A 21,660-nucleotide genomic window follows, 5' to 3' on the forward strand; every position below is an offset into this window, starting at 1 on the left:
CAGCACCGGTCGCACTGCCCGAACGACCGATATGCCTCATCCAAATGAACTAGGCGATTAAAATAATAACGCTCGACTTTACGCGAAATATACTACGATCCACGGATGCTCTAAGTCCGAATTTCAGTGGGAAGCCAGGAACCAATCACCGCTTTGTGAATTATATTATACACAACCGCATGTATACTTGGACGCGCAATCCGCGCGCGATGGTAACGCATATTATTACAAACATCTAATATGAACGCGGATGTATGTCCCACTGATCTGGAAGTATTCACTGATTTTTAAATCCATTCGCTTTCAATGGAATGTCAGGGGCGAGAATTCCATGAAACCGACCTCACTTCAGATCGATGCGCTGTCGAAGAAAATCGCAGCGTTCATGCCGCTGAAGCCGGAAGACTCAGTAATACTCGAAAGGCTGCAAGGGCAGCGCATCCTGATAGGTGCCGGCCGCGATATTGTCTATGAAGGGCAGCACCATCACGCCGCCTATGTCGTTCGCGAAGGATGGGCCTGTTCCTACAAGCGCCTTCACGACGGCGGGCGGCAGATCATCGACATTCAGATCCCAGGCGATTTCCTCGGTCTACGCAGCTTGTTGCTGAGGACCTCGGACCAGAGCTACGTGGCGCTGACCGATATCGAGATCAGGAAGGTGAACACCGATCGGATTTGGGAGGCCTTCCGCGAGTCGCCGCGTCTGGCGGTCGCCCTGCTGTGGGCGGCATCGCGCGACAACGCCATGGTGGTGGAGCACCTTGTCAATGTCGGCAGGCGGGACGCGCTATCCCGCACCGCCCATTTCCTGCTCGAACTGGCAATGCGGATGAGACTTATCGGCCACGGAAACTCCGACAGCTTCCCTTGCCCGCTCTCGCAGACCGTACTTGCCGATTCACTCGGCCTGACCGCAATCCACCTCAACCGCGTTCTGCGGCAATTGCGCGAAGCGAACCTGCTCGTGTTCCGCGATGGCGTGGTGACCTTCCTCAACCGGGAGTCACTGGCCGAACTGACCGGATTCGACCTGACCTATCTCGACCAGGACATCACTCCGACCAGATAGCCACGCGGCCAGCTGGTGAGCGCACGCGAGGGCAGCGCGCTCGCGCGTTCCACCCTCAACGCCCTTGCGACACTGCGAGAAAAAGGGAATGCGCCCGACGCGGCAGCTATTGCTGCGCCTGCTTCAACACAAAGCGCTGTATCTTGCCCGTGGCCGTCTTCGGCAGAGCCTCGATGAACTTGATCGAACGCGGATATTTGTAGGGCGCGATCACCTGCTTGACGTGATCCTGCAGCGTCTTGATCGTCATTGCATCGGCCGGCACGTCCTTGGCGAGCACCACATGTGCCTGCACGATCTGGCCACGCTCCTCGTCGGCTGCACCGATCACAGCGCATTCGGAGACGAAAGCGTGGCTGAGCAACGCCGCTTCCACTTCCGGCCCGGCGATGTTGTAGCCGGCCGAGATGATCATGTCGTCGGAGCGGGCGGCGAAATGGAAATAGCCGTCCTCGTCCTGGTAGAAGGCATCGCCGGTGAGGTTCCAGCCGCCGCGTACATAGGTTCGTTGCCGCTTGTCGGCGAGATAGCGGCAGCCCGTGGGCCCGCGCACTGCAAGACGCCCCACCTCGCCGCGCGGCTTCTCGTTCATGTCCTCGTCGACGATCTTCGCCTCGTACCCGCCGACAGGCTTGCCGGTGGAGCCAGGAGCGGAATCGCCCAGGCGGTTGGTGATGAAGATATGCAGCATCTCGGTGGACCCGATGCCGTCCAGCATCGGCTTGCCGGTCTTCTCCATCCAGGCATTGTAGATCGGCGCGGGCAGCGTCTCGCCGGCCGAAACCGCGACGCGCAGCGAGCTGAGATCCGCGCCCTTGTCCATGGCCGCGAGCATGACGCGGTAGGCCGTAGGCGCGGTGAAGCTGATAGTCGCCTTGTAGTTCTCGATGATCTCGATCATCTTCGGCGGGGTCGCCTGCTCCAGCAGCGTCGCGGCAGCGCCAAAGCGCAGCGGAAAGATGGCGAGGCCGCCCAGCCCGAAGGTGAAGGCGAGCGGCGGCGAGCCCACAAAAATATCGTCCGCGCGAACGCCCAGCACTTCCTTGCCATACGCATCGGCGATGATGAGCAGATCGCGATGGAAATGCATCGTCGCCTTGGGCTCGCCTGTGGTGCCGGAGGTAAAGCCCAGAAGCGCGACATCGTCGCGGCTGGTCGGCACGGCGTCGAACTTCACCGGCTTGTCGAGCGCGATGCGGTCGAGCTCGGCATCATGGTTCGCGGTGCCGTCGAAGCCGATCACCTTCTTGAGGAATTTCGAGGTCTTGGCGCAGGCGACGAGTTCATCGAGGATGCGCGAGTCGCAAAGCGCGAATTCGATCTCCGCCTTGTCCACGATCTTCGCGAGCTCGCCCGCGCGCAGCATCGGCATGGTGTTGACCACCACGGCACCGGCCTTGGTGGCTGCGAGCCAGCAGGCGACCATGGCGGGGTTGTTGGCCGAGCGGATCAGCACCCGGTTGCCCGGCTTGACGCCATAATTGTCGACCAGCGCATGGGCGATGCGGTTCGACCAGTCGGTCAGTTCCTTGTAGGTGCGGCGGCGGCCATTGCCGATCAGCGCGATGTTGTCGCCAAACCCCTTGGCCACCATGGCGTCGGTGAACTCGACGCCGGCATTGAGGGTTTCGGGATAGTCGAAGCCGTCGAGCAGCAGGTCGGGCCACTCCTCCACCGGCGGCAGGTTGTCACGAGCAAATGTGTCGATGTGCGCCGATGGCCCCAGCATTCATTATCCTCCCGCCAGCGTCTGCCTGGCTATTATGACTTTCTGTACGTCGGACGCGCCCTCATAGATGCGCAGCGCCCGGATCTCCCGATAGAGGCTTTCGACGACGCTGCCCTTGCGCACGCCGTCGCCGCCATGGATCTGAACCGCCTTGTCGATCACGCTCTGGGCGCGATCGGTGGCGTAGAGTTTTGCCATGGCAGCTTCGCGGCTGACGCGTGGGGCGCCGGAATCCTTAAGCCAGGCGGCGCGATAGACCAGAAGTGCCGACGCATCGATGTCGAGCGCCATGTCGGCAATGTGGCCTTGCACCATTTGCAGGTCCGACAGCGGCGCGCCGAAAAGTTCACGCGACGTCGAGCGCGCGACGGCCTCGTCCAGCGCGCGGCGGGCAAAGCCGAGCGCGGCGGCGGCAACCGTGGAACGGAACACGTCGAGCACCGACATGGCGATCTTGAAGCCCTCGCCCGGCTTGCCGAGCATGGCCGACTTCGGCACGCGGCAATTCTGGAACGACAGCCGCGCCAACGGATGCGGCGCGATCACCTCAAGCCGCTCGGCGATGGAAAGGCCGGGCGTGTCGGCCGGCACGATGAAGGCCGAAATGCCCTTGGCGCCCGGCGCTTCGCCGGTGCGGGCAAAGACCGTGTACATGTCGGCGATGCCGCCGTTTGAAATCCAGGTCTTCTCGCCTTCAAGAACGTAGAAGTCGCCGTCCTCGCGCGCGGCAAGGTCGAGATTGGCGACGTCGGAGCCGGATTTCGGCTCGCTCAGCGCGAAAGCGGAAAGCGCGGTGCCCGCCCGCGTACGGCTCAACCACTCGCGCTTCTGATCCACGGTTCCGAACAGCGAGATCGCGCCGGTGCCGAGGCCCTGCATGGCAAAGGAGAAGTCGGCAAGGCCGTCATGGCGCGCCAGTGTCTCGCGGATTATGCAAAGGCTGCGCACGTCGAGCGTGCTGACCGCCACATCGGGATCGACGGCCGAATATTCCAGCCAGCCGCCCTCGCCCAGCTTGGCCACCAGCTCGCGGCAGGCGGCGTCGACGTCGCTGTGGTCGATGTTCGCCAGATTGGCGGCGGCCCAGCGGTCGAGCGCGTCGGCGAGGATGCGGTGGCGCTCTTCGAAGAAGGGCCAGGTGAGAAAGCTGCGGTCCGCCATGTCAGTCGCCCTTGAAGACAGGTTTTTCGCGCGCGACGAATGCGTCGTAGGCGCGCTTGAAATCCTGGGTCTGCATGCAGATGGCCTGCGCCTGCGCTTCGGCCTCGATGGCCTGCTCGATGGACATCGACCATTCCTGGTTCAGCATGGTCTTGGTCATCATGTGACCGAAGTTCGGGCCGTCGGCGAGACGGCGAGCCAGCGCAATCGCCTCGGCGTCGAGCGAGGCGGCATCGACGATGCGGTTGTAGAAACCCCAGCGCTCGCCTTCTTCCGCGCTCATGGTGCGGCCGGTGTAGAGCAGCTCGGACGCGCGGCCCTGGCCGATGATGCGTGGCAGGATCGCGCAGGCGCCCATGTCGCAGCCGGCAAGGCCGACGCGGGTGAACAGGAACGCGGTCTTGGCCTCGGGCGTGGCGAGGCGGATGTCCGAGGCCATGGCGACGATGGCGCCGGCGCCGACGCAGACGCCGTCGACGGCCGCAATCACCGGCTTGCCGCAGTTGATCATGGCCTTCACCAGATCGCCGGTCATCCGGGTGAAGCGTAGCAGGCCCTTCATGTCGAGGTCCAGCAGCGGACCGATGATGTCGTGCACATCGCCGCCGGAGCAGAAATTGCCGCCGTTCGAGCCGAACACCACCGCCTTGATGTCGTCGGCATAGACCAGCGCGCGGAACACGTCGCGCAGTTCGGCATAGCTGTCGAAGGTCAGCGGGTTCTTGCGCTCGGGCCGGTCGAGCGTGACGACCGCGATGCCGTCCTCCACGCGCCAGAGGAAATGCTTTGCGACGTAACCCGCCATATCAGTCATTATCATCAACCTTCGCTGTCTGTTTCGGCGCCCTGCCGATGGTGTCCAGGATACCGATAACCTGCTCGCACGCCGCCGGCGGCAGGTCCTCGAGCACGGCGTTGACCCAGCGCGCATGCGCCGCCGCCATCTTGGCGAACTCGTCCTGCCCCTTCTGGGTCAGGCGCACCAGGGTGGCGCGCTTGTCGCCCGCTACCGGCACGCGCAGCACCAGTCCGTCGATGACGAGGCGTTCGATGATGCCGGTGACGTTGCCGTTGGAGACGCGAAGCGCTGCCGACAGCTCGCTCATCTTGAGGCCATCGTCGAAACGATCCAACGCTGCGAGCACGTCGAAGCGCGGCAAGGTGGTGTCGAACTCGGCGCGAAGGTTTTCGCGAACGACCTGCTCGACATTCTTGGTGACCTTCAACAGCTTCAGCCAGACACGCACCCGCGGCCTGACGGGACTGGAAGCACTCAACTCGTCGGGCAGTTGCACGCTCATATCTCGCCTCCCGACACCGAAAGGGCCTGGCCGGTCATGGAGCCGGAATTCGGCCCGCAGAGATAGAGCACACTTTGTGCCACCTCCTCCGGCAGCACGAAGCGGCGCTGCGGGTTGCCCTCCGTCAGCGCGGCGGCGGCTTCCTCCCGGCTCTTGCCGGTCTTCTGCATGATGTTTTCGATCGAGCGTTCGAGCATGGGCGTCAGCGTGAATCCGGGACAGACGGCGTTCACCGTAATACCGGTCTCGGCGAGTTCAAGCGCCAGAGAGCGTGTCAGCCCAATTACCCCGTGCTTGGCGGCTGCATAGGCGGAGACATAGGGGTAGCCCTTGAGCCCGGCGGTGGACGCAACCGCGACCAGCCTGCCCTCGCCGCGCTTCCCCATGCCGCTGGCCAGTGCCTGCTGGAAGGTCATGAAGACGCTGGTGAGATTGACGTCCATCATCCGGCGCCAGAGGTCGAGCCCGGTGCGCCGGAAGGGCGCGCTTTCGGCAGCGCCCGCATTGGCAACGACGATGTCAAGATCGCCGACTTCGCTGGCGATCTTGTTGAACAGCGCCTTGAGCGACGCTTCATCGGTGACATCGGCCGTCATGGCGACGATGTCTTTCGAGCTGGCAGCGACCTCCAGCAGCGCTTCCATGCGCCGCCCAGCGACGACGACGGTCGCGCCGGCATCTGACAGCGAGCGGGCAATTGCCGCGCCCATGCCCGAGCCGCCGCCGGTGACCAGTGCGCACTTGCCGGTCAACTCTCTCATACCGCGCGATCCTGCGCCGCCATCTCTGCAGCGCGCTCGGCGAGGCGGCGAAGCTGGTCGCGGCCCGGCAGGTATGGATCGGGCCATGCCTCGGCAGTATCGCCCAAGGTCGCCGCTGCCCGGAGCGTCCAGTATGGGTCGGTCAGGTGCGGACGGGCGAGACAGACAAGGTCGGCGCGGCCGGCGAGCAGGATCGAGTTGACGTGATCCGGCTCGTAGATATTGCCCACGGCCATGGTCGCCATGCCGGTCTCGTTGCGAATGCGGTCGGAGAACGGCGTCTGGAACATGCGACCATAGACCGGGCGCGCAGCCCTAGTGGTCTGGCCGGCCGAGACGTCGCAGATGTCGACGCCGGCTTCGCAGAAGATGCGCGCGATCTCCACCGCTTCCTGCGGCGTCACGCCATCCGGCCCTACCCAGTCATTGGCCGAGATACGAACCGAGATCGGCTTGTCCTGCGGCCAGACCGCGCGGATCGCATGGAAGATCTCCAGCGGATAGCGCATGCGGTTTTCCAGCGAGCCGCCATATTCGTCGGTGCGGTTGTTGGTGACCGGCGTGATGAAGGACGACAGCAGATAGCCGTGCGCGGCGTGGATTTCGAGCATGTCGAAGCCGCAGCGGTCCGCCATCCGTGTCGCCGAAACGAACTGGTCGCGCACCAGGTCCATGTCGGCGCGGGTCATCGCCTTCGGGGTCTGGTTCTCTTCCGACCACGGCAGGCCGGAGACCGACAGCACCGGCCAGTTGCCTTGCTTCAGCGGCTTGTCGGTGCCTTCCCAGCCGACGCGGGTCGAAGCCTTGCGGCCGGCATGGCCGATCTGCGCGCAAATCTTGGCTTCCGTCTCGGTATGGACGAAATCGACGATGCGCTTCCAGGCCACCTCATGTTCCGGCGCGTAGAAACCGGGGCAGCCGGGCGTGATGCGCCCTTCGGCGCTGACGCAGGTCATCTCGATATAGAGCAACCCTGCCCCGCCCTTGGCGCGCTCGCCATAGTGCACCAGATGCCAGTCGGTCGGCGTGCCGTCGATGGCCTTGTACTGCGCCATGGGCGAAACCACGACGCGGTTCTTCAACTCCATGCCGCGCAGCTTGAACGGCGCGAACATCGGCGCGCGATGCGTGCCCTGCGGCGCGCCGGCTTTTTGCTGGAACCAGCCTTCGGCGCTCTCCAGCCAGTCCTTGTCGCGCAGGCGCAGGTTTTCGTGGCTGATGCGCTGCGAGCGCGTCAGCAGCGAATAGTTGAACTGCACCGGGTCGAGATGGAAATAGCGTTCCACCTCCTCGAACCATTCCAGCGAGTTGCGCGCCGCCGACTGCAGGCGCAGCACCTGCACGCGGCGCTCGTCTTCGTAACGGGCGAAGGCGGTTTCGAGCGACTTTTCGGTGTGAACGAATTCGGCGAGCGCGACAGCGCTCTCCAGCGCCAGCTTGGTTCCCGATCCGATCGAGAAATGCGCGGTTGCCGCCGCGTCGCCCAGCAGCGCGATGTTCTTGTAGGACCAGCGCTTGCACAGCACGCGCGGAAAATTCAGCCAGGCCGAGCCGCGAATGTGGTTGGCATTGGTCATCAGCGCATGGCCGCCGAGATGCTTTGCAAAGATGCGCTCGCAGACCGCGATGCTCTCCTGCTGGCTCATTTCGCCGAAACCGAACTTTTCCCAGGTCTCGGTGCTGCACTCGACGATGAAGGTCGCGGTGTCGTTGTCGAACTGGTAGGCGTGCGCCCAGACCCAGCCGTGCTCGGTTTCCTCGAAGATGAAGGTGAAGGCGTCGTCGAACTTCTGGTGCGTGCCGAGCCAGACGAATTTGCAGGCACGGACGTCGATGTCGGGCTCGAACTGGGCGGCGAATTCGGTGCGGGCCCGAGAATTCAGGCCATCGGCGGCGACGACAAGATCATACTGTTCGGCATAGTCGGCAACGCTCTCAACATTGGTCTCGAAGCGAATTTCGATGCCGAGCTCTTTCGCCCGCGCCTGCAGCAGGAGAAGAAGCTGCTTGCGGCCGATGCCGCAGAAGCCGTGGCCGCTCGACACCGTCTTGGTGTCCTTGAAGTGGACGGCGATGTCATCCCAATAGGCGAAATGCGCGCGGATGGCTTCGGCGCTCACCGGATCGTTGGCGGCAAGGTTGGTCAGCGTCTCGTCGGAGAGCACAACGCCCCAGCCGAACGTGTCGTCCGGCTTGTTGCGCTCGATCACGACGATCTCCGCCGACGGGTCGCGCAGCTTCATGCTGATGGCGAAGTACAGGCCGGCCGGCCCTCCTCCGATACAGGCGATCTTCATCGGCAACTCCCTTCTGATGGGGAAAGGATGGCACCGCGCCCCGATAATTTCAAGCATGAAGTTTCAAGCTTGAAATTTTCTCGACGGTCGTGAAATCTGCCCCGGCTTGCGCATTCGCGAACGGCTTGGCAGGCACTTGCGCGACGGCCGCAGCGTGATTGATAAAGCGCGGGACAAGCCGGCGACGGCGACCAAAGGGAGGCAGGAAATGTCGGGAAACAAGATCACGGACTGGGACGACGCCTATTCGAACTCGGCCCATATTCCGGGCGGCGACGCCTACCCGGCAAAGTGGCACGCGGCAGCGGCGGCCTTCCGTGATGAAATGCGTGGCGCCGGGCGGCTGCGCGAAGACATCGCCTACGGCCCCCACACGCGCAACCGCTATGACCTGTTCCTGCCGCAGGCAGACGCCAAAGGGCTCGTGGTCTTCGTGCATGGCGGCTACTGGATGGCGTTTGACAAGTCGGCATGGTCGCATCTGGCGGCCGGGCCGCTCGCGCACGGCTATGCTGTGGCGATGCCTTCCTATGTGCTGGCGCCGGAAGCGCGCGTCTCCGACATCACCAGGCAGATCGGCGCAGCCATCAATGCGGCCGCTCGCGAGGTCGAAGGCCCGCTGCACATCACGGGCCATTCGGCCGGCGGACACCTGGTCAGCCGCATGAACACGACCACCTCGCCGCTCGAGCGCGATGTGGCGGCGCGACTGCGCAAGACCGTCTCGGTCTCCGGCCTGCACGACCTGCGTCCGCTGCTCAACACGAAGATGAACGAGGCGCTGCGTCTCGACCTTGCCGAGGCACGCGCGGAAAGCGCGGCCCTGCTCGAACCTCTCGACGGCATGGACATCACCTGCTGGGTGGGCGCCAACGAACGCCCCGAGTTCGTGCGCCAAAACGGCCTGCTCGAAAATCTCTGGAGCAGCTTCAACGCCGAGGTCTCAAGCGTCGAGGAAGCCGACCGGCACCATTTCGATGTAATCGAAGGTCTTGCCGACCCCGATCACAGGCTGGTGCGGACCCTGCTCGGCGTGTAAGACACGGAGCTGGACTGGCCGCTTCCGAGCCCCGCGCAAGCACGGGCTTTGCAGCGAATGCCTGATTGTCGAATCAATGCATGATGTTGGACCGGACGGCTCATGCGCCGGTCGAATCCCGCGTCAGGAGAGCACAATGAAAACCGTATTCGTCCAACTGCAATGCGTGCCCGGCCAGACCTATGCGGTCGCCGACCAGCTCTACGAGCGCGAAGTGGCCTCCGAGCTCTACTCGACTAGCGGCGACTACGACCTCTTGATGAAGATCTACATCGACGACGATGTCGACATCGGCAAGTTCATCAACGAGAACGTGGCCAATGTGCCGGGCATCGTCCGCTCGCTGACCACGCTGACTTTCAAGGCGTTCTGAGAGACGCGCGAAACATTGCGGCCTTGATTCAAGGCCGCAATCCAATGCCTTGTTTTCAGTCGGGTTTCCGGTCGGCGCGGCGCGCTGCGATATAGCGCATGGCCATCACGCGGCGGCGCAGGATCTCGGTGCGCATCGCCATCAGATGCAAGGTGAAGAACAAGACTGTGAAGCCGGCGGCCATCACCATCAGCGGCCACAGCATGCTGGAATCGATCGTCGGGCCGCCCATCCGGAACACTGATGCCGGCTGGTGAAGCGTGTTCCACCACTCGACCGAGAACTTGATGATCGGGATGTTGATGAAGCCGACCAGCGTGATGACGGCGGCCGCACGTGCAGAGCGCGCGGGATCGTCCAGCGCCCGCGTCAGCGCGATGATGCCAAGATACATCAGAAAAAGCACGAAGACCGAGGTCAGCCGTGCGTCCCACACCCACCAGGTACCCCACATCGGCTTGCCCCAGATGGAGCCGGTGACCAGCGCGAGCGCGGTGAAAGTGGCACCGATGGGTGCCGCGGCCTTGAGCGAGACGTCGGCCAGCGGGTGACGCCAGACCAAAGTGCCGAGCGACGACGCCGCCATCAGCGAATAGCACATCATGGCGATCCACGCGAAAGGCACGTGGATATACATGATGCGGACCGTGATGCCCTGCTGGTAATCCTCCGGCGCGGCAAAACCCAGGTAGAGTCCGACGGCCAGCAAAGCCACCGACAGGCCGCCAAGCCACGGCACCACCCTGTCGGCCAGCGCCAGGAAGCGTGTGGGATTGGCTAGATCGATCCAGCGGCCGGGCCGCGCGCTTGTTTCAGTCATGCCGGCCTATCTACCGCGAGCAGCCGGCCCCTGCAATGCGGGAGGTCGCCGCAGGCGCCTCCCCTTTTGGTGGGTCACGCCGCCTCCGGCTGCACCGAGACGTGGCTGAGCGCGCGCACGTCCTCGTCGGTCAGCAGGCCACCGGCACGCAGGAGTGCTGCGAAGCGTCCATTGGTTGCCGAAAGCTCGGCAAAACCGCCCATTTCCACGATGCGGCCGTGGTCCATGAAGACGACCAGATCGGCATCGCGAACGGTGGTCAGGCGATGGGCGATGATGAAGGTTGTTCGGCCCTGTCGCACGCGGTCGATCGCATCCTTGACCCGGCTTTCGGTTTCCACGTCGAGCGCGCTGGTGGCTTCGTCCAGAACCAGGATGGGCGCGTCCTTGAGGATGGCGCGGGCAATGGCGACGCGCTGGCGCTCGCCGCCGGAAAGCTGGCCGCCGCGTTCGCCGACATTGGTGTCATAGCCCTCGCTCTTGGCGAGAATGAAGTCCTGCGCGGCTGCCGCCTGGGCCGCAGCGTGCACATCGGCGTAGCTGGCGTTTTCGCGGCCGATGCGAATGTTGTCCTCGATCGAACGATTGAAGAGGCCGGCATCCTGGAACACGGTGGCCATGGCCTGGCGCAGCGACTTGCGGGTTACCGAGCGCGTATCCACGCCGTCGACCAGGATGCGTCCGCTCTGCGGCGTGTGCACGCCCTGAAGGAGGTTGATGAGGGTAGTCTTGCCAGCCCCCGTCGGGCCGACGATAGCCACGGTCTGGCCGGCGCGGATCTCGAAGGAGATGTCCTGCACGCCATGGCCGGAATTCGGAAACTCGAAGCTGACATTCTCGAAGCAGACATCGCCCTTGACGTTTTCCAGCTCGCCCAGGCCGGCCGGCTCCTCGCGCTCCGCCACCGAATCTTCAAGCTGGTAGAAGGCCTCGAGCTTGGCACGGGCGTCGAAGATCTGATTGACGAAGTTCGAAACCTGGTCGAGCCGGCTGATGAGCAGCGACGCAAAGCCGGTGAAGGCCACGATGTCGCCCACGCGCAATTCGCCGCGCGATACCAGCAGGGCGCCGATCATCAGCACGATCATCATCGAGATCGTCGAAGAGAGGCGGTGCAGCGCGCTGGCAAGCGCCCACCAGTCCAGAACCGGATATTGGGCCTGGAGCAGGTCGCGGATATGGCCGCGCAGCTTCTGGGTTTCCACTCCGATGCGGTTGTAGCTCTGCAGCACCGCAACGTTGTTGACTGAATCCGTCACGTGCGAAAACACTTCGTGATAGTGCGTCTCCACCTTGGCCTGGCCGTCCTTGGTCTTGTGCATCACCACCCGGCCTATGGCCACGTAGAAGACGCCAAGCCCCAGCAGCACCAGCGACATGCGCACATCGAGCGAAAGCGCCGTCGGCACCAGCAGCACCAGGGCCACGGCCGTGGTCAGGTGCTGGCGCATGAACTCCAGCCAGAGGCTGAACAGGCTTTCCACGGCGCGCAGCAAAGTATGCAGCGCCTGTGACGTTCCGCGCTCATGATGCCACGACAACGGCATGGCGACGACCTGTTCGAACGATTCGCACAGCAGCGCGGCGCGCCGGGCGTGAGCCATGCGGTCAGCCCCCCGGGCTACGAGCACATAAGCAAGGATGTTGAAGGCGCCCAGGCTAGCCCAGATCGCCAATGTCGGGACGACTTCCAGCTTCTGCGAGATGGCATCGATAACCCTGCCGAACAGTATCGGCTCAGCAATGGTTACCAGAGCAAGCACAATATTTGCTGAACAAATGAAAAAAACGCGCCGCTTTTCGGCAGCCAAATAACGAAGCGCTCGAAAATAGACTTCCAGCAATGACACGAAACTCACCTCGTGAAAGCTAAAGCCGTGCCGCACACCATCGCTGCACCCAGCATTGCCTGCCGCACCGCAAGACAATGCTCACATACAGACTTGGTTCCGCCTTTTCGAAACAACATCGAGCAACGTGCCGTAACTTGGCGTGATCGCATAACAGCTTGAGATTAAAGAAAAAATGTCAGCCATACGGCAAATTGATGGCGACCGGCCCCGGCAAGGGCCGGCCGCGAAAATATTCTTCGCGGCTAAAAAGGAACCCGCACCAACACCTGGCTTTCACCCCCGGGTTTCAGCTCGATGGAGTTCCCGTCAACCCGCTTTCCGTCATGCTCCATCGCAGCTTTGCGGATGCCTTTCTGGCGCTCCACGCGGATGTCATACACCGCGCCGCCCAGCTTCAACCTGGCCGAATAACCCTGCCAGTGCGTCGGCAGAACCGGGTCGATGACAAGGCTTTCTCCCTGCCAACGGATGCCCAGGATGCTCTCTGCTGCCGCACGGTAAAGCCAGCCTGCCGACCCCGTGTACCAGGTCCAGCCTCCGCGCCCTCCCTGATCGCCCACCGAGTAGATATCGGCGGCGACCACATAGGGTTCGACCCGGTACCTGTTGGCGGCGGCTTCGTCCAGCGAATGGTTCACCGGATTGAGCAAGCTGAAGCAACGATAAGCATCGTCGGCACGCCCCATTTCGGCCAAAGCTATGACAAGCCAGGTGGCGGCATGGGTGTATTGGCCGCCATTTTCACGCACACCGGGCGGATAACTTTTGATGTAGCCAGGGTCTTTTTCCGTGTTCACGAACGGAGGCGTGAAGAGTTTGACGATCTGGTTCTCGTCATCGACGAGCATCTTCATCGCCGAATCGATCGCTATCTTCGAACGCTCGGGGTCGCCCTGGCGGGACAAGACGCTCCAGGACTGCGCGATCGAATCGATTTTGCATTCCTGCGATTTGGAAGAGCCGAGCGGCGTTCCGTCGTCATAGGAGCCCCTGCGGTACCACTCGCCGTCCCAGGCCGATTTCTCCAGAGCCTGCTTCAGGCGCCGCGCATGCTTCTCCCAGCGGTCGGCACGCCTCGAATCGCCCTGCTCGCGCGCGATGGGCGCAAAGTCGCCGAGCGTCTTGAGCAGGAACCAGCCCAGCCAGACACTCTCGCCTCTGCCTTCCTCGCCGACGCGGTTCATGCCGTCGTTCCAGTCACCGCCGAGGATGAGGGGCAGACCATTGGGGCCGGACCGGCGGATCGCGAGTTCAAGCGCCCGTGCGCAGTGCTCGAAAAGCGGCGCGGTCTTCTTGGAAACCTCAGGGGTGAAGAAGCGGTCGTGTTCGCCTTCCTCGAGCTTCTCTCCTGCCAGGAAGGGAATGTCTTCCCGCAGGATCGACACGTCGCCCGTCACGTTCACGTAATGCGCAGTGCCGTAGGCCAGCCAGACCACATCGTCCGAGATGATGGTGCGTACGCCGGCGCCTGTCCGCGGCAGCCACCAATGCTGAACGTCGCCCTCCTCAAACTGCCGGTGGGCGGCATTGATGATCTGGTTGCGGGCTAGCTGCGGGTCGTGCATCAGCAGCGAAAGCGTGTCCTGCAACTGGTCGCGGAAGCCGAATGCGCCGCTTGCCTGGTAGAAGGCAGAGCGAGCGCGGATGCGGCATGCCAGGCTTTGATAGGGCAGCCAGTGATTGACCAGCGCGTTGAAGGGCTTGTCCGGTGTCTCCACCTGCAGCGTCTCGAGGAAGCCGCGCCAGTTGCGGTCGTTCTCGGCGAGGCGCTCGCCAAAATCCCGCTGCCGATGACGCGTGGCGAGTTCGCTCGCCTCCTCCGGCGAAGCGGCATCGCCAAGAAGGAAGAGCATGGACACCTCGCCGCCTGCCGGCACTTCGACGTCGCGTGCCAGAGCCGCACACGGGTCCAGCCCAGCCTCGACACGGCCCGACAGCTCCAGCCCCCGCACCACCACATGCGGCCTTTCGGCGGTTCCAAGATGGCCGATGAACTCGCTGCGATCAGCGGTGACGGTATGCAGAGCACCATCGCCGGCCAGGAATGCTACCCTGTCGCCGAATTCGAGGCTGAAGGCGTTGTTCGCCAGCAGCGCCCCGGTCCGGCGGTCCTGCGTCGGCACGATGGTAGGAGCCGACTTGGCGCGATTGTTGCCCAATACCCATTCGGCATAGGCATAGACGCGCAGGCGCACCGATGCGCCACCCGAGTTGCGGATACGCAGGCGCGAAACCTTCACCGGGTCTGTCGGATCAACCAGCTGGGTCACCTCGGCGGTCAGGGGGCCCCTGAAAGCGGTGAAAGTGCTGACGCCCTGTCCGTGGCGCGCCTCGTAGACGATGGATTCGTCCCGGACCACTGCCGCGAAGGGCGAAAATGCCTGCCCGTCGGCATGGTCATAGATGTAGATCGCCTCGCCGGGACGGTTGCTCACCGGATCGTTCGACCACGGGGTCAACTGGAAATCGCGGCTGTTTCGGCTCCAGGTGAAGGAAGCGCCTTCGGCTGAGGTGTGGAAGCCGAACGACGCGTTGGAGATGACGTTGATCCACGGCTGGGGCGTTGTGCGCCGCCGGTCGAGGCGCACGACATAATCGCGGCCATCCCGGTCGAACCCGCCAAATCCATTCCAGCCCTCCAGACCCGAACCATCCGCGACCGCCGCGGATCTGGCAGGAAGGCTCGGTTCGAGTTCCGTCGCCAATGTGCCCGCCATGGCTGCCTCGTCGGCAGCCGCGAGATCGCGAGCCTTCAAGGCTGTCGCTTCCGCGCGCTCGATCTGATCGAATATGGTGCCGTTGCGCGTGTGCAGGATGACACGCGCGACCGCCAGCAGCGTCTTGTAGGAGGTATCGTCCATGAGGTCGCGGCGCACAGCGAAGATGTGCTGGCGCGGGCCGAGCTCCTTGCCTCGCAGACGGCTGTTTTCGGCCAGCGTCTCGATGGCCTGCTGCAGGTCCTGCACGTAGGATGATGCCTGCTCATTTATTATGACCAGGTCTGCGAACAAGCCGCGAGCACGCATATACTCCTGGAAACGCAGCGCCTGGGCGACGATCTCGAGATCAGCAACGTCGCCGATGCGGAGCGCGAAGATCGGGAAATCGCCCGAAATTCCCATCGGCCACAGGGCCGACTGAGGCCCAAGGCCGGCCACCACGGTTTCCGCCGGGGCCCGCAGGTAGGGATCGGGATAGATCAGATAGCGCGCCAGCTTCTGAACATTGGCCGCATCCGAGAGGCTGAGGCCCAAGTGGCGCGTCTGAACCTGCGAGCGTGTCCAGGCAAGCATGGCCTGGCGCGGAAAGCTCTCGGGATGGTCGAGCCGCGTCACGGCGGATTCGACTTCCTCGCGGTCGGCTCCGACAACTGTCCAGAAGGTCAGCGATACCTTCTTGTTGGCAGGCACCCTGACCCGGCAGCGCAGCGACATGATCGGGTCCAGCACGAAGCCGGAACTGCCGCTGAGCCGGGCGCCTTCGTCGAAGGCCGCCGCATCGGCGATGGTTCGCCCACGCCCAAGGAAGGCACGGCGATCCGTCTCGGCCTCGGTATCGCGGGTTACGCCGGATGCGTCGGTCACGAAATGCGCCAGGAAGATATCGGGGTCGCTGTCCGAACGCTTGCGACGCGTGGCGAAGATCGCGCTGCTGTTGCCGGCGATTTCCGTTTCCACGAACATCTTGGAGAACGCAGGGTGAGCGCTGTCCGCGGCTTCCGGCGCCAGCACGAGCTCGGCATAGGAAGTCACCTCGATATGGCGGTCGGCAATGCCGTCATTGGCGATGGTGATGCGCCGGCCCTCGCCATTGCCTTCGGAAACCACGATGCACTCGACCTCGGAGCGCAACGTGCCGACTGTCTTGATGAAGCTTGCCTTGTCGTCGCAGAACAGCGTCTGCGAGTGCTCGGAGGCGGCGCGCTTCGGCTCCTTGGTGGACGACCACCAATCGCCGGTTTCGATATCGCGCAGGAACAGATAGCTGCCGAGCCGGTCTTCGACGGGGTCCGGCTGCCACCTGGTGACGGACAGCTCATTCCAGCGGCTGTAGCCCGAGCCTGTCGCCGTGACCATCACGGAATAGCGGCCGTTCGACATCAGGTTGGTGGAGCGCAATGCCCGCTCGGGCTCCACAACCAGGCGCGTGTCGGCGCTCTGTTCGAGCGTCTCGACCTTGCCGCGTTCGTCGGCCTCAGTGCGGACCGCCGAAACGGTAACATCGCGCGGAGCCTTTTCCTGCAGCAGCAGTTCGGCGGCCTCGATGACGGGGTCGCTGTGGAACCGATCACGCAGCCGGCCCTCGAAGATGGCATTGGCCACGGCGGCAATCGTCATGCCCTGATGATGGGCCATGTAGTTGTAGACCACCGCGTGGTTCGATCCATCGGGCACGCGCTGCGGCGTGAAGTCGACCGCATCGTAATATCCGTAGCGGCCGAGCGCGCCGATGCGTCTCAGGCGCTCGAGATTCTGGACCGCCTCGTGCGGCATGAATTGGGCGGCAAGCACGGTGGCGTAAGGCGCAATCACCGTGTTGCGGCCAAGGCCGCGCTTCAGCCCCAGCCCCGGCACGCCGAAATTGGTGTACTGGTAGGTCATCTCGCGGTCGCGCGCATTGTAGGCCGACTCCGAAATGCCCCACGGCACGTGCTTGGAGCGGCCGTATTGCATCTGGCGGTAGATCACCAGCTTGTTGGTCTGGTTGAGCAGCCCGCCTGCCGGCTCCTTCATGACCAGTGGCGGCATGAGGTACTCGAACATCGAGCCCGACCACGACATCAGCGCGCCCCTGAAGCCGATCTCCACAATCGGCCGGCCAAGCCTGAACCAGTGCTCGGTGGGGATGTCGCCCTTGGCGATGGCGAACAGGCTGGTCAGCCGCGCTTCCGACGCCAGCAGGTCGTAGCAGCTTTCGTCCAGTTGGTGCTCCTCGACGCGATAGCCGATGGACAGCAGCTTGCGCTCGCGCCGCAGAAGGAAGGAAAAATCCATTTCAAACGCGAAGCGCCGCGCGCGCTCCTGCAGGTTCTTCAGCTTGGCGCGGAGTTGCTCAATGGACTTCTCGTCACTGTGGGCGTCGTGGACATGCGCCTCGCATGCCGCTTCCAGCTTGGCCGCCCAGTCGATCAGCACTTCCGAGCGGGCCGAACCGACCTCGGTGTGGATGGCGCTGGCCAGCTTGCGGATCTCGCCCGACAACACCGCCAGGTTGATGGTGCGGATCGATGCCATTTCGGGCTGCAGCTTGATTGTTGCCACGGCCCGGCTCATGCCGTCGATGCGATCACGCAAGCGCTGGCGCAGCGGCCGAAGCTGGCGGCGGTCGTCCGGAAGGGCGTCGAGGTTCTCGGCGAGGATGGCAACCGCGTCGAGGAGGCCGTCGAAATCGCCCTGCAGGTGCACCGAAGGCGCTTCCGCCCATTCGGCGCAGGCTGCCGAGACCGTCACCAGGTGGCCGGCGAGATTGCCGCTATCGACGCTGGACACGTACAGAGGCTGCAGCGGACGCAAGGTGATGGTGTCGTACCAGTTGTAGAGATGGCCGCGGTAGCGGGTCATCCGCTCGATGGTGCTGAGCGTGTGATCGATCCGGTTTGCGGCATCGGCCAGGCTGATCCAGCCGAAGTCCCGCGCCGAGATGACCGAAAGCAGATAGACGCCGATATTGGTGGGCGAGGTGCGGTGGGCGACGACTGGCTGCGGTGTCTCCTGGAAATTATCGGGCGGAAGGTAGTTGTTGTCGGGCGTCACATGGGTTTCGAAGTAAGCCCAGGTGCGCCTCGCCACGATGCGCAGCCGCTGGACGTCGCGCTCCGAGATGCGCAGCCTGTCCTCGGTTTCGGCCGAACGGCTGATAAGCCAGGCGAAGGCGGGTGAACCGGCCCAGAAGATTGCGAAGAAGAACGCGACGAAGCTGCCGGTCGAGTCGGCCGCGACCGGAATGGCGAGGCCGGCGATCGCGATAATCACCGCGCCGCGCATCAACCGATAATAGGAGACAAGATCGTTGCCATCGCTTTTGTAGGCCTGGGAAGCGGTGCGCCACTCCAGCAGGTTTTGGCGGCTCACGAACAGGCGGTACAGCGTGCGGATGATGGAATCGCCCATCATCCAGGCATTGTGCGCCATGAGCACGACGCGCAAAGCCACCATCGCAGTGCCGAATGCCACATCGCGAAACAGCGCGCTGAAATGGCCGCGCGCCGTGGCGTCCCGCGTCTTGGGCAGCAGCGAATCGACGATGTCGAAAGTGGGCGCCATGAACAGGCTGAGAATAAGCAGCGCCTGCCACTGCGCAGCCTGCGTGAAGGGCAGCAGCGTCCAGCCCGCAACCGCCGCCGCCACCCAGAATATGGGCGTGAGGGTGCGGCGCAGATTGTCGAGCATCTTCCACCGCGACAGCGCCGGCACGCCCGACTTCGGGTCCAGCATGAAGCCCAGCAACTGCCAGTCGCCCCGCGCCCAGCGGTGATGGCGCGACGCGTCGACCGAATAGCGCGTGGGATAGTCTTCCACCACTTCGACATCGGTGACCAGTGCCGAGCGGGCCAGCGCGCCTTCCAGAAGGTCGTGGCTGAGAATGGTGTTCTCGGAGATGCGGCCTTTCAGGGCCGCCTCCATCGCGTCGATGTGATAGAGCCCCTTGCCGGTGAAGGAGCCATCACCGAACACGTCCTGGTAGAGATCGGACACGGCAAACACATAGGGGTCGAGCCCCCTGTTGGCCGAAAACACGCGCTGGAAGAACGAAGCCTCGTCGCCCGTCGTCAGCGAATGGGTAACGCGCGGCTGAAGAATGGCGTAGCCGGCCGTCACGCACCGATGCGTGGCATCGAATTCGGGGCGGTTGAGCGGGTGACGCATCTTGCCCACCAGCCTCTTCACCGCGTCGCGCGTCATCCTGGTGTCGGCGTCGAGCGTCATCACATGGACGATGTTCTCAGGCAGCGGCGCATCGGGGGGCAGGAAGGTGGTGTCGGCATCGCCGCGAAGAAGCAGGTTCAGCTCATGCAGCTTGCCGCGCTTGCGCTCCCAGCCCATCCAGCACTTCTGCGAGGGATTGTAGAGGCGGCGGCGGTGCAGCAGGTGGAACAGCGGCGCGCCCTCACCCGGATAGCGCGCGTTCAGCCTGGCGATCTCCTCGCGCGCGTGGTTGAGGATCTCCAGGTCCTCGGCAGTCTGCTCGGACGCGCTGTCGGGCCAGTCGGAAAGCAGCGCGTAGTAGATCTCGCCATGCATGTTGGCCAGGTGATGGACCTCGAGCTGGCGAACGTTCTCCTCCACATCGTCGCGCGAGCCGATCAGCGACGGCACGACGACCAGGGTGCGCGCCTCGGCCGGCACGCCGTCCTTGTACTCGTAGCCGACCAGTCTTGTCGGCCGCAGGAACAGCAGCACGATCGTGTTGAAGAACGCCATCGCGCCTTCGCTGGCCGGCACGGAGAAAAGGATCAGCATCAGCGCAATGGACGGCGACGACAGGCCGATGCGCGAGAGCGCCAGCCCCGTCAGCGTGAGCAACAGCGCCGTCAGGGCGAAAACGGGAACGACGATACCCAGCCAGCCGGTGCGCCGGAACACCCTCGCGAACCGAAGCCGGAATCCGGGCCGATAGCCGATGGCCCGTTCGAACTCGGGACGCTTGGGGCCGACCAGAAAGAAGCCGATGTCATTGCACTTCGTCGCAGCCGGAACAGGCTGGCCCTCGCCCTGCATAGGCTGGCCTTCGTCAGGCGCGGGCTCGCCTTCATCGGGCGCGAGCTGGATTTCATCGGCCGCGACCGCGGTACGTTCGCCCTGCTCCACCATTTCGGTCGCGCGCTCGGCGACGTCGTATTCGGTGAGCTTAGAGCGCCGCGCCAGATCTTCGATGGCGGTGCGGTACTGGTCGCGCGACTGGAAATCGAGCTCGCCGAAATTGCTGCGTTCGCGCAGAAGCGCATCGACGGGGCTGACGGATTCGAACCACAGCGTCCAGTCGACGTCGTTCAGAAGGCGCAGGCCGCGGATGATATTGCCAGTGGTCACGTTGCCGCTGGAAAGCATCTGGTGCTCGCTCAGGATGGTCTCTTCGGCATCCGAACCCGCGGTTTCGAGCTGCTCCTCGAGCCACACCAGCGCCTTTCCGGCATTCTTTGAGCCATCCCGCAGGCGGTAGAGCATCTGGGTGGCGAAAGTGGTGTCGCGCGCATGGGCGGTGTAGCGCGACAGGATTGTGCGCCAGGCCTCGCCGTCGCTTGCGGCCATGATCTGGTCGGCCACATTGTTGGCGATCTGGCGCATCTCGTGGGTCCTGTAGACCCGCACCGCCAGCCGGCGCAGATTCTCGATCAGCACGAAGCGCAACAGTGAGGGAAGCGCCCACAACTCCCCGATGCGCATCGGCTCGACACGCTGGTAGCCATCGACCAGCGCCTTGAACATCTCCGCCGATACGGTGCTGTCGGAATGCGCCACATAGACCCACGCAAGTGCAAGCGCGCGCGGCGTCACCACGCCGGTGGTCAGCTCGATGGTGGGAAGTTCGCGATAGAACCGGCGCGGCAGGTCGCGCTTGATCTGAAAGATGGTCTCTTCGACCAGATAGTTGTTGTCGAGCAGCCACTGCGCGGCCGGCGTTATGGTCTCGCCGCGCGCCTGCGCCGCATTGGTGGCGCGATAGACCTCGAGGATCTTTTCCGCGTTTTCCTTGTTGCGGGCGTGGAAATCGAAGGTCTCGAGGCCGTAATATTCCGTGAGCTCACGGCGCGCCAGGCTCTCACCCAAAATTCTCAGCCGGTCCTCCGGCAGGAAGTTCGATCGGATAGGCTGCTCTGCGCTTGCGAGTAGGTCAGAAACTGCCTTTTCCAGCAGGGCGGGGGTGGTCTGGAGATTCATCAATGGCGATTCCGCTCAACAGCAAACTGGCCGCGCCTTCGACGCAGCCATTTTAGGGCCAGAACAGTTCTGGTGGCGATTGGTTGCATCCAAGCAACGGCCAAACGGTCTTTTCTCAAAAATTATGAGTCAGCTGGAAATGCGTCGGACATTTCCCAATCAAAATCTCATTGGAATCAATGGGAAGACAAAGGATGTGAATTCGGGCATTTTCGTGTTTGAAAGCCCGTTTTCCACCGCCGGCGTGTGGCTCGCCTGGAAAACACATCGGCAGACAATCGAAAACGCACGACCCGATCGCGCCGGCAGAGCATAGGCGGAGCTATGCCGCCGCACGGGGCGGCGGCATAGCGCAAAATCGAATTTTCGAAGGAC

The 21,660-nt window shown here is 63.5% G+C and carries 13 protein-coding genes; 4 read left to right on the plus strand and 9 right to left on the minus strand.

All coding sequences use genetic code 11. From position 1 onward, the window contains the following. The first annotated feature begins 250 nt into the window (after positions 1-250). The gene (locus AC3A4H_RS00285) at positions 251-1,072 is read left to right on the plus strand and encodes a Crp/Fnr family transcriptional regulator (RefSeq protein ID WP_487764908.1); all 822 of its coding nucleotides are present in this window, start codon (positions 251-253) and stop codon (positions 1,070-1,072) included. Positions 1,073-1,178: 106 nt separating this feature from the next. Here AC3A4H_RS00285 and AC3A4H_RS00290 read toward each other — a convergent pair whose 3' ends face one another. The 6 genes from AC3A4H_RS00290 to AC3A4H_RS00315 are packed head-to-tail and all read right to left on the minus strand — an operon-like array spanning position 1,179 to position 8,321. Beyond that, positions 1,179-2,801 (minus strand): benzoate-CoA ligase family protein, encoded by a 1,623-nt coding sequence (locus AC3A4H_RS00290; protein WP_487764909.1) that lies wholly within the window; start codon positions 2,799-2,801, stop codon positions 1,179-1,181. Positions 2,802-2,804: 3 nt separating this feature from the next. Next, positions 2,805-3,962: an acyl-CoA dehydrogenase family protein gene (locus AC3A4H_RS00295; RefSeq protein ID WP_487764910.1), complete on the minus strand. Its 1,158-nt coding sequence runs from the start codon at positions 3,960-3,962 to the stop codon at positions 2,805-2,807. 1 nt (position 3,963) lies between these two features. Then, on the minus strand, positions 3,964-4,776 hold the full coding sequence (locus tag AC3A4H_RS00300) for an enoyl-CoA hydratase family protein (protein ID WP_487764911.1): 813 nt from the start codon (positions 4,774-4,776) through the stop codon (positions 3,964-3,966). Then, positions 4,769-5,263 carry a MarR family winged helix-turn-helix transcriptional regulator gene (locus AC3A4H_RS00305; RefSeq protein ID WP_487764912.1) on the minus strand — a complete coding sequence of 165 codons (495 nt, stop codon included), beginning with the start codon at positions 5,261-5,263 and terminating at the stop codon, positions 4,769-4,771. Before AC3A4H_RS00305 ends, AC3A4H_RS00300 begins: the two co-directional genes overlap by 8 nt. Then, on the minus strand, positions 5,260-6,024 hold the full coding sequence (locus tag AC3A4H_RS00310) for an SDR family NAD(P)-dependent oxidoreductase (RefSeq protein ID WP_487764913.1): 765 nt from the start codon (positions 6,022-6,024) through the stop codon (positions 5,260-5,262). Before AC3A4H_RS00310 ends, AC3A4H_RS00305 begins: the two co-directional genes overlap by 4 nt. After that, entirely contained in the window at positions 6,021-8,321 is a 2,301-nt protein-coding gene (locus AC3A4H_RS00315) for a bifunctional salicylyl-CoA 5-hydroxylase/oxidoreductase (RefSeq protein WP_487764914.1), read from the minus strand. Before AC3A4H_RS00315 ends, AC3A4H_RS00310 begins: the two co-directional genes overlap by 4 nt. Before the next feature lie 208 nt (positions 8,322-8,529). On the opposite strand from AC3A4H_RS00315, the gene AC3A4H_RS00320 reads away from it, so the two are divergent. After that, positions 8,530-9,360 (plus strand): alpha/beta hydrolase, encoded by an 831-nt coding sequence (locus AC3A4H_RS00320; protein WP_487764915.1) that lies wholly within the window; start codon positions 8,530-8,532, stop codon positions 9,358-9,360. 136 nt (positions 9,361-9,496) lie between these two features. Then, complete coding sequence (locus AC3A4H_RS00325; protein ID WP_106725628.1) at positions 9,497-9,733, plus strand: Lrp/AsnC ligand binding domain-containing protein; 237 nt, start codon at positions 9,497-9,499, stop codon at positions 9,731-9,733. A 55-nt stretch (positions 9,734-9,788) separates the two neighbouring features. Here AC3A4H_RS00325 and AC3A4H_RS00330 read toward each other — a convergent pair whose 3' ends face one another. The 3 genes from AC3A4H_RS00330 to AC3A4H_RS00340 form a co-directional block, all read right to left on the minus strand. Next, positions 9,789-10,553, minus strand: coding sequence for a heme ABC transporter permease (locus tag AC3A4H_RS00330; protein WP_487764916.1), 765 nt, complete (start codon positions 10,551-10,553; stop codon positions 9,789-9,791). A 74-nt stretch (positions 10,554-10,627) separates the two neighbouring features. Further along, complete coding sequence (locus tag AC3A4H_RS00335) at positions 10,628-12,403, minus strand: glucan ABC transporter ATP-binding protein/ permease (RefSeq protein ID WP_348778501.1); 1,776 nt, start codon at positions 12,401-12,403, stop codon at positions 10,628-10,630. 245 nt (positions 12,404-12,648) lie between these two features. Beyond that, a complete protein-coding gene (locus tag AC3A4H_RS00340; protein ID WP_487764917.1) occupies positions 12,649-21,285 on the minus strand; it encodes a glycoside hydrolase family 94 protein in 8,637 nt (2,878 codons plus the stop codon). Between AC3A4H_RS00340 and AC3A4H_RS00345 the strand changes: the two genes are divergently transcribed. After that, on the plus strand, positions 21,269-21,601 hold the full coding sequence (locus AC3A4H_RS00345) for a hypothetical protein (RefSeq protein WP_487764918.1): 333 nt from the start codon (positions 21,269-21,271) through the stop codon (positions 21,599-21,601). The genes AC3A4H_RS00340 and AC3A4H_RS00345 overlap by 17 nt on opposite strands. The last annotated feature ends 59 nt before the right edge of the window (positions 21,602-21,660 follow it).

This window comes from Pseudaminobacter sp. Soil_N_29 (genome assembly GCF_057656055.1).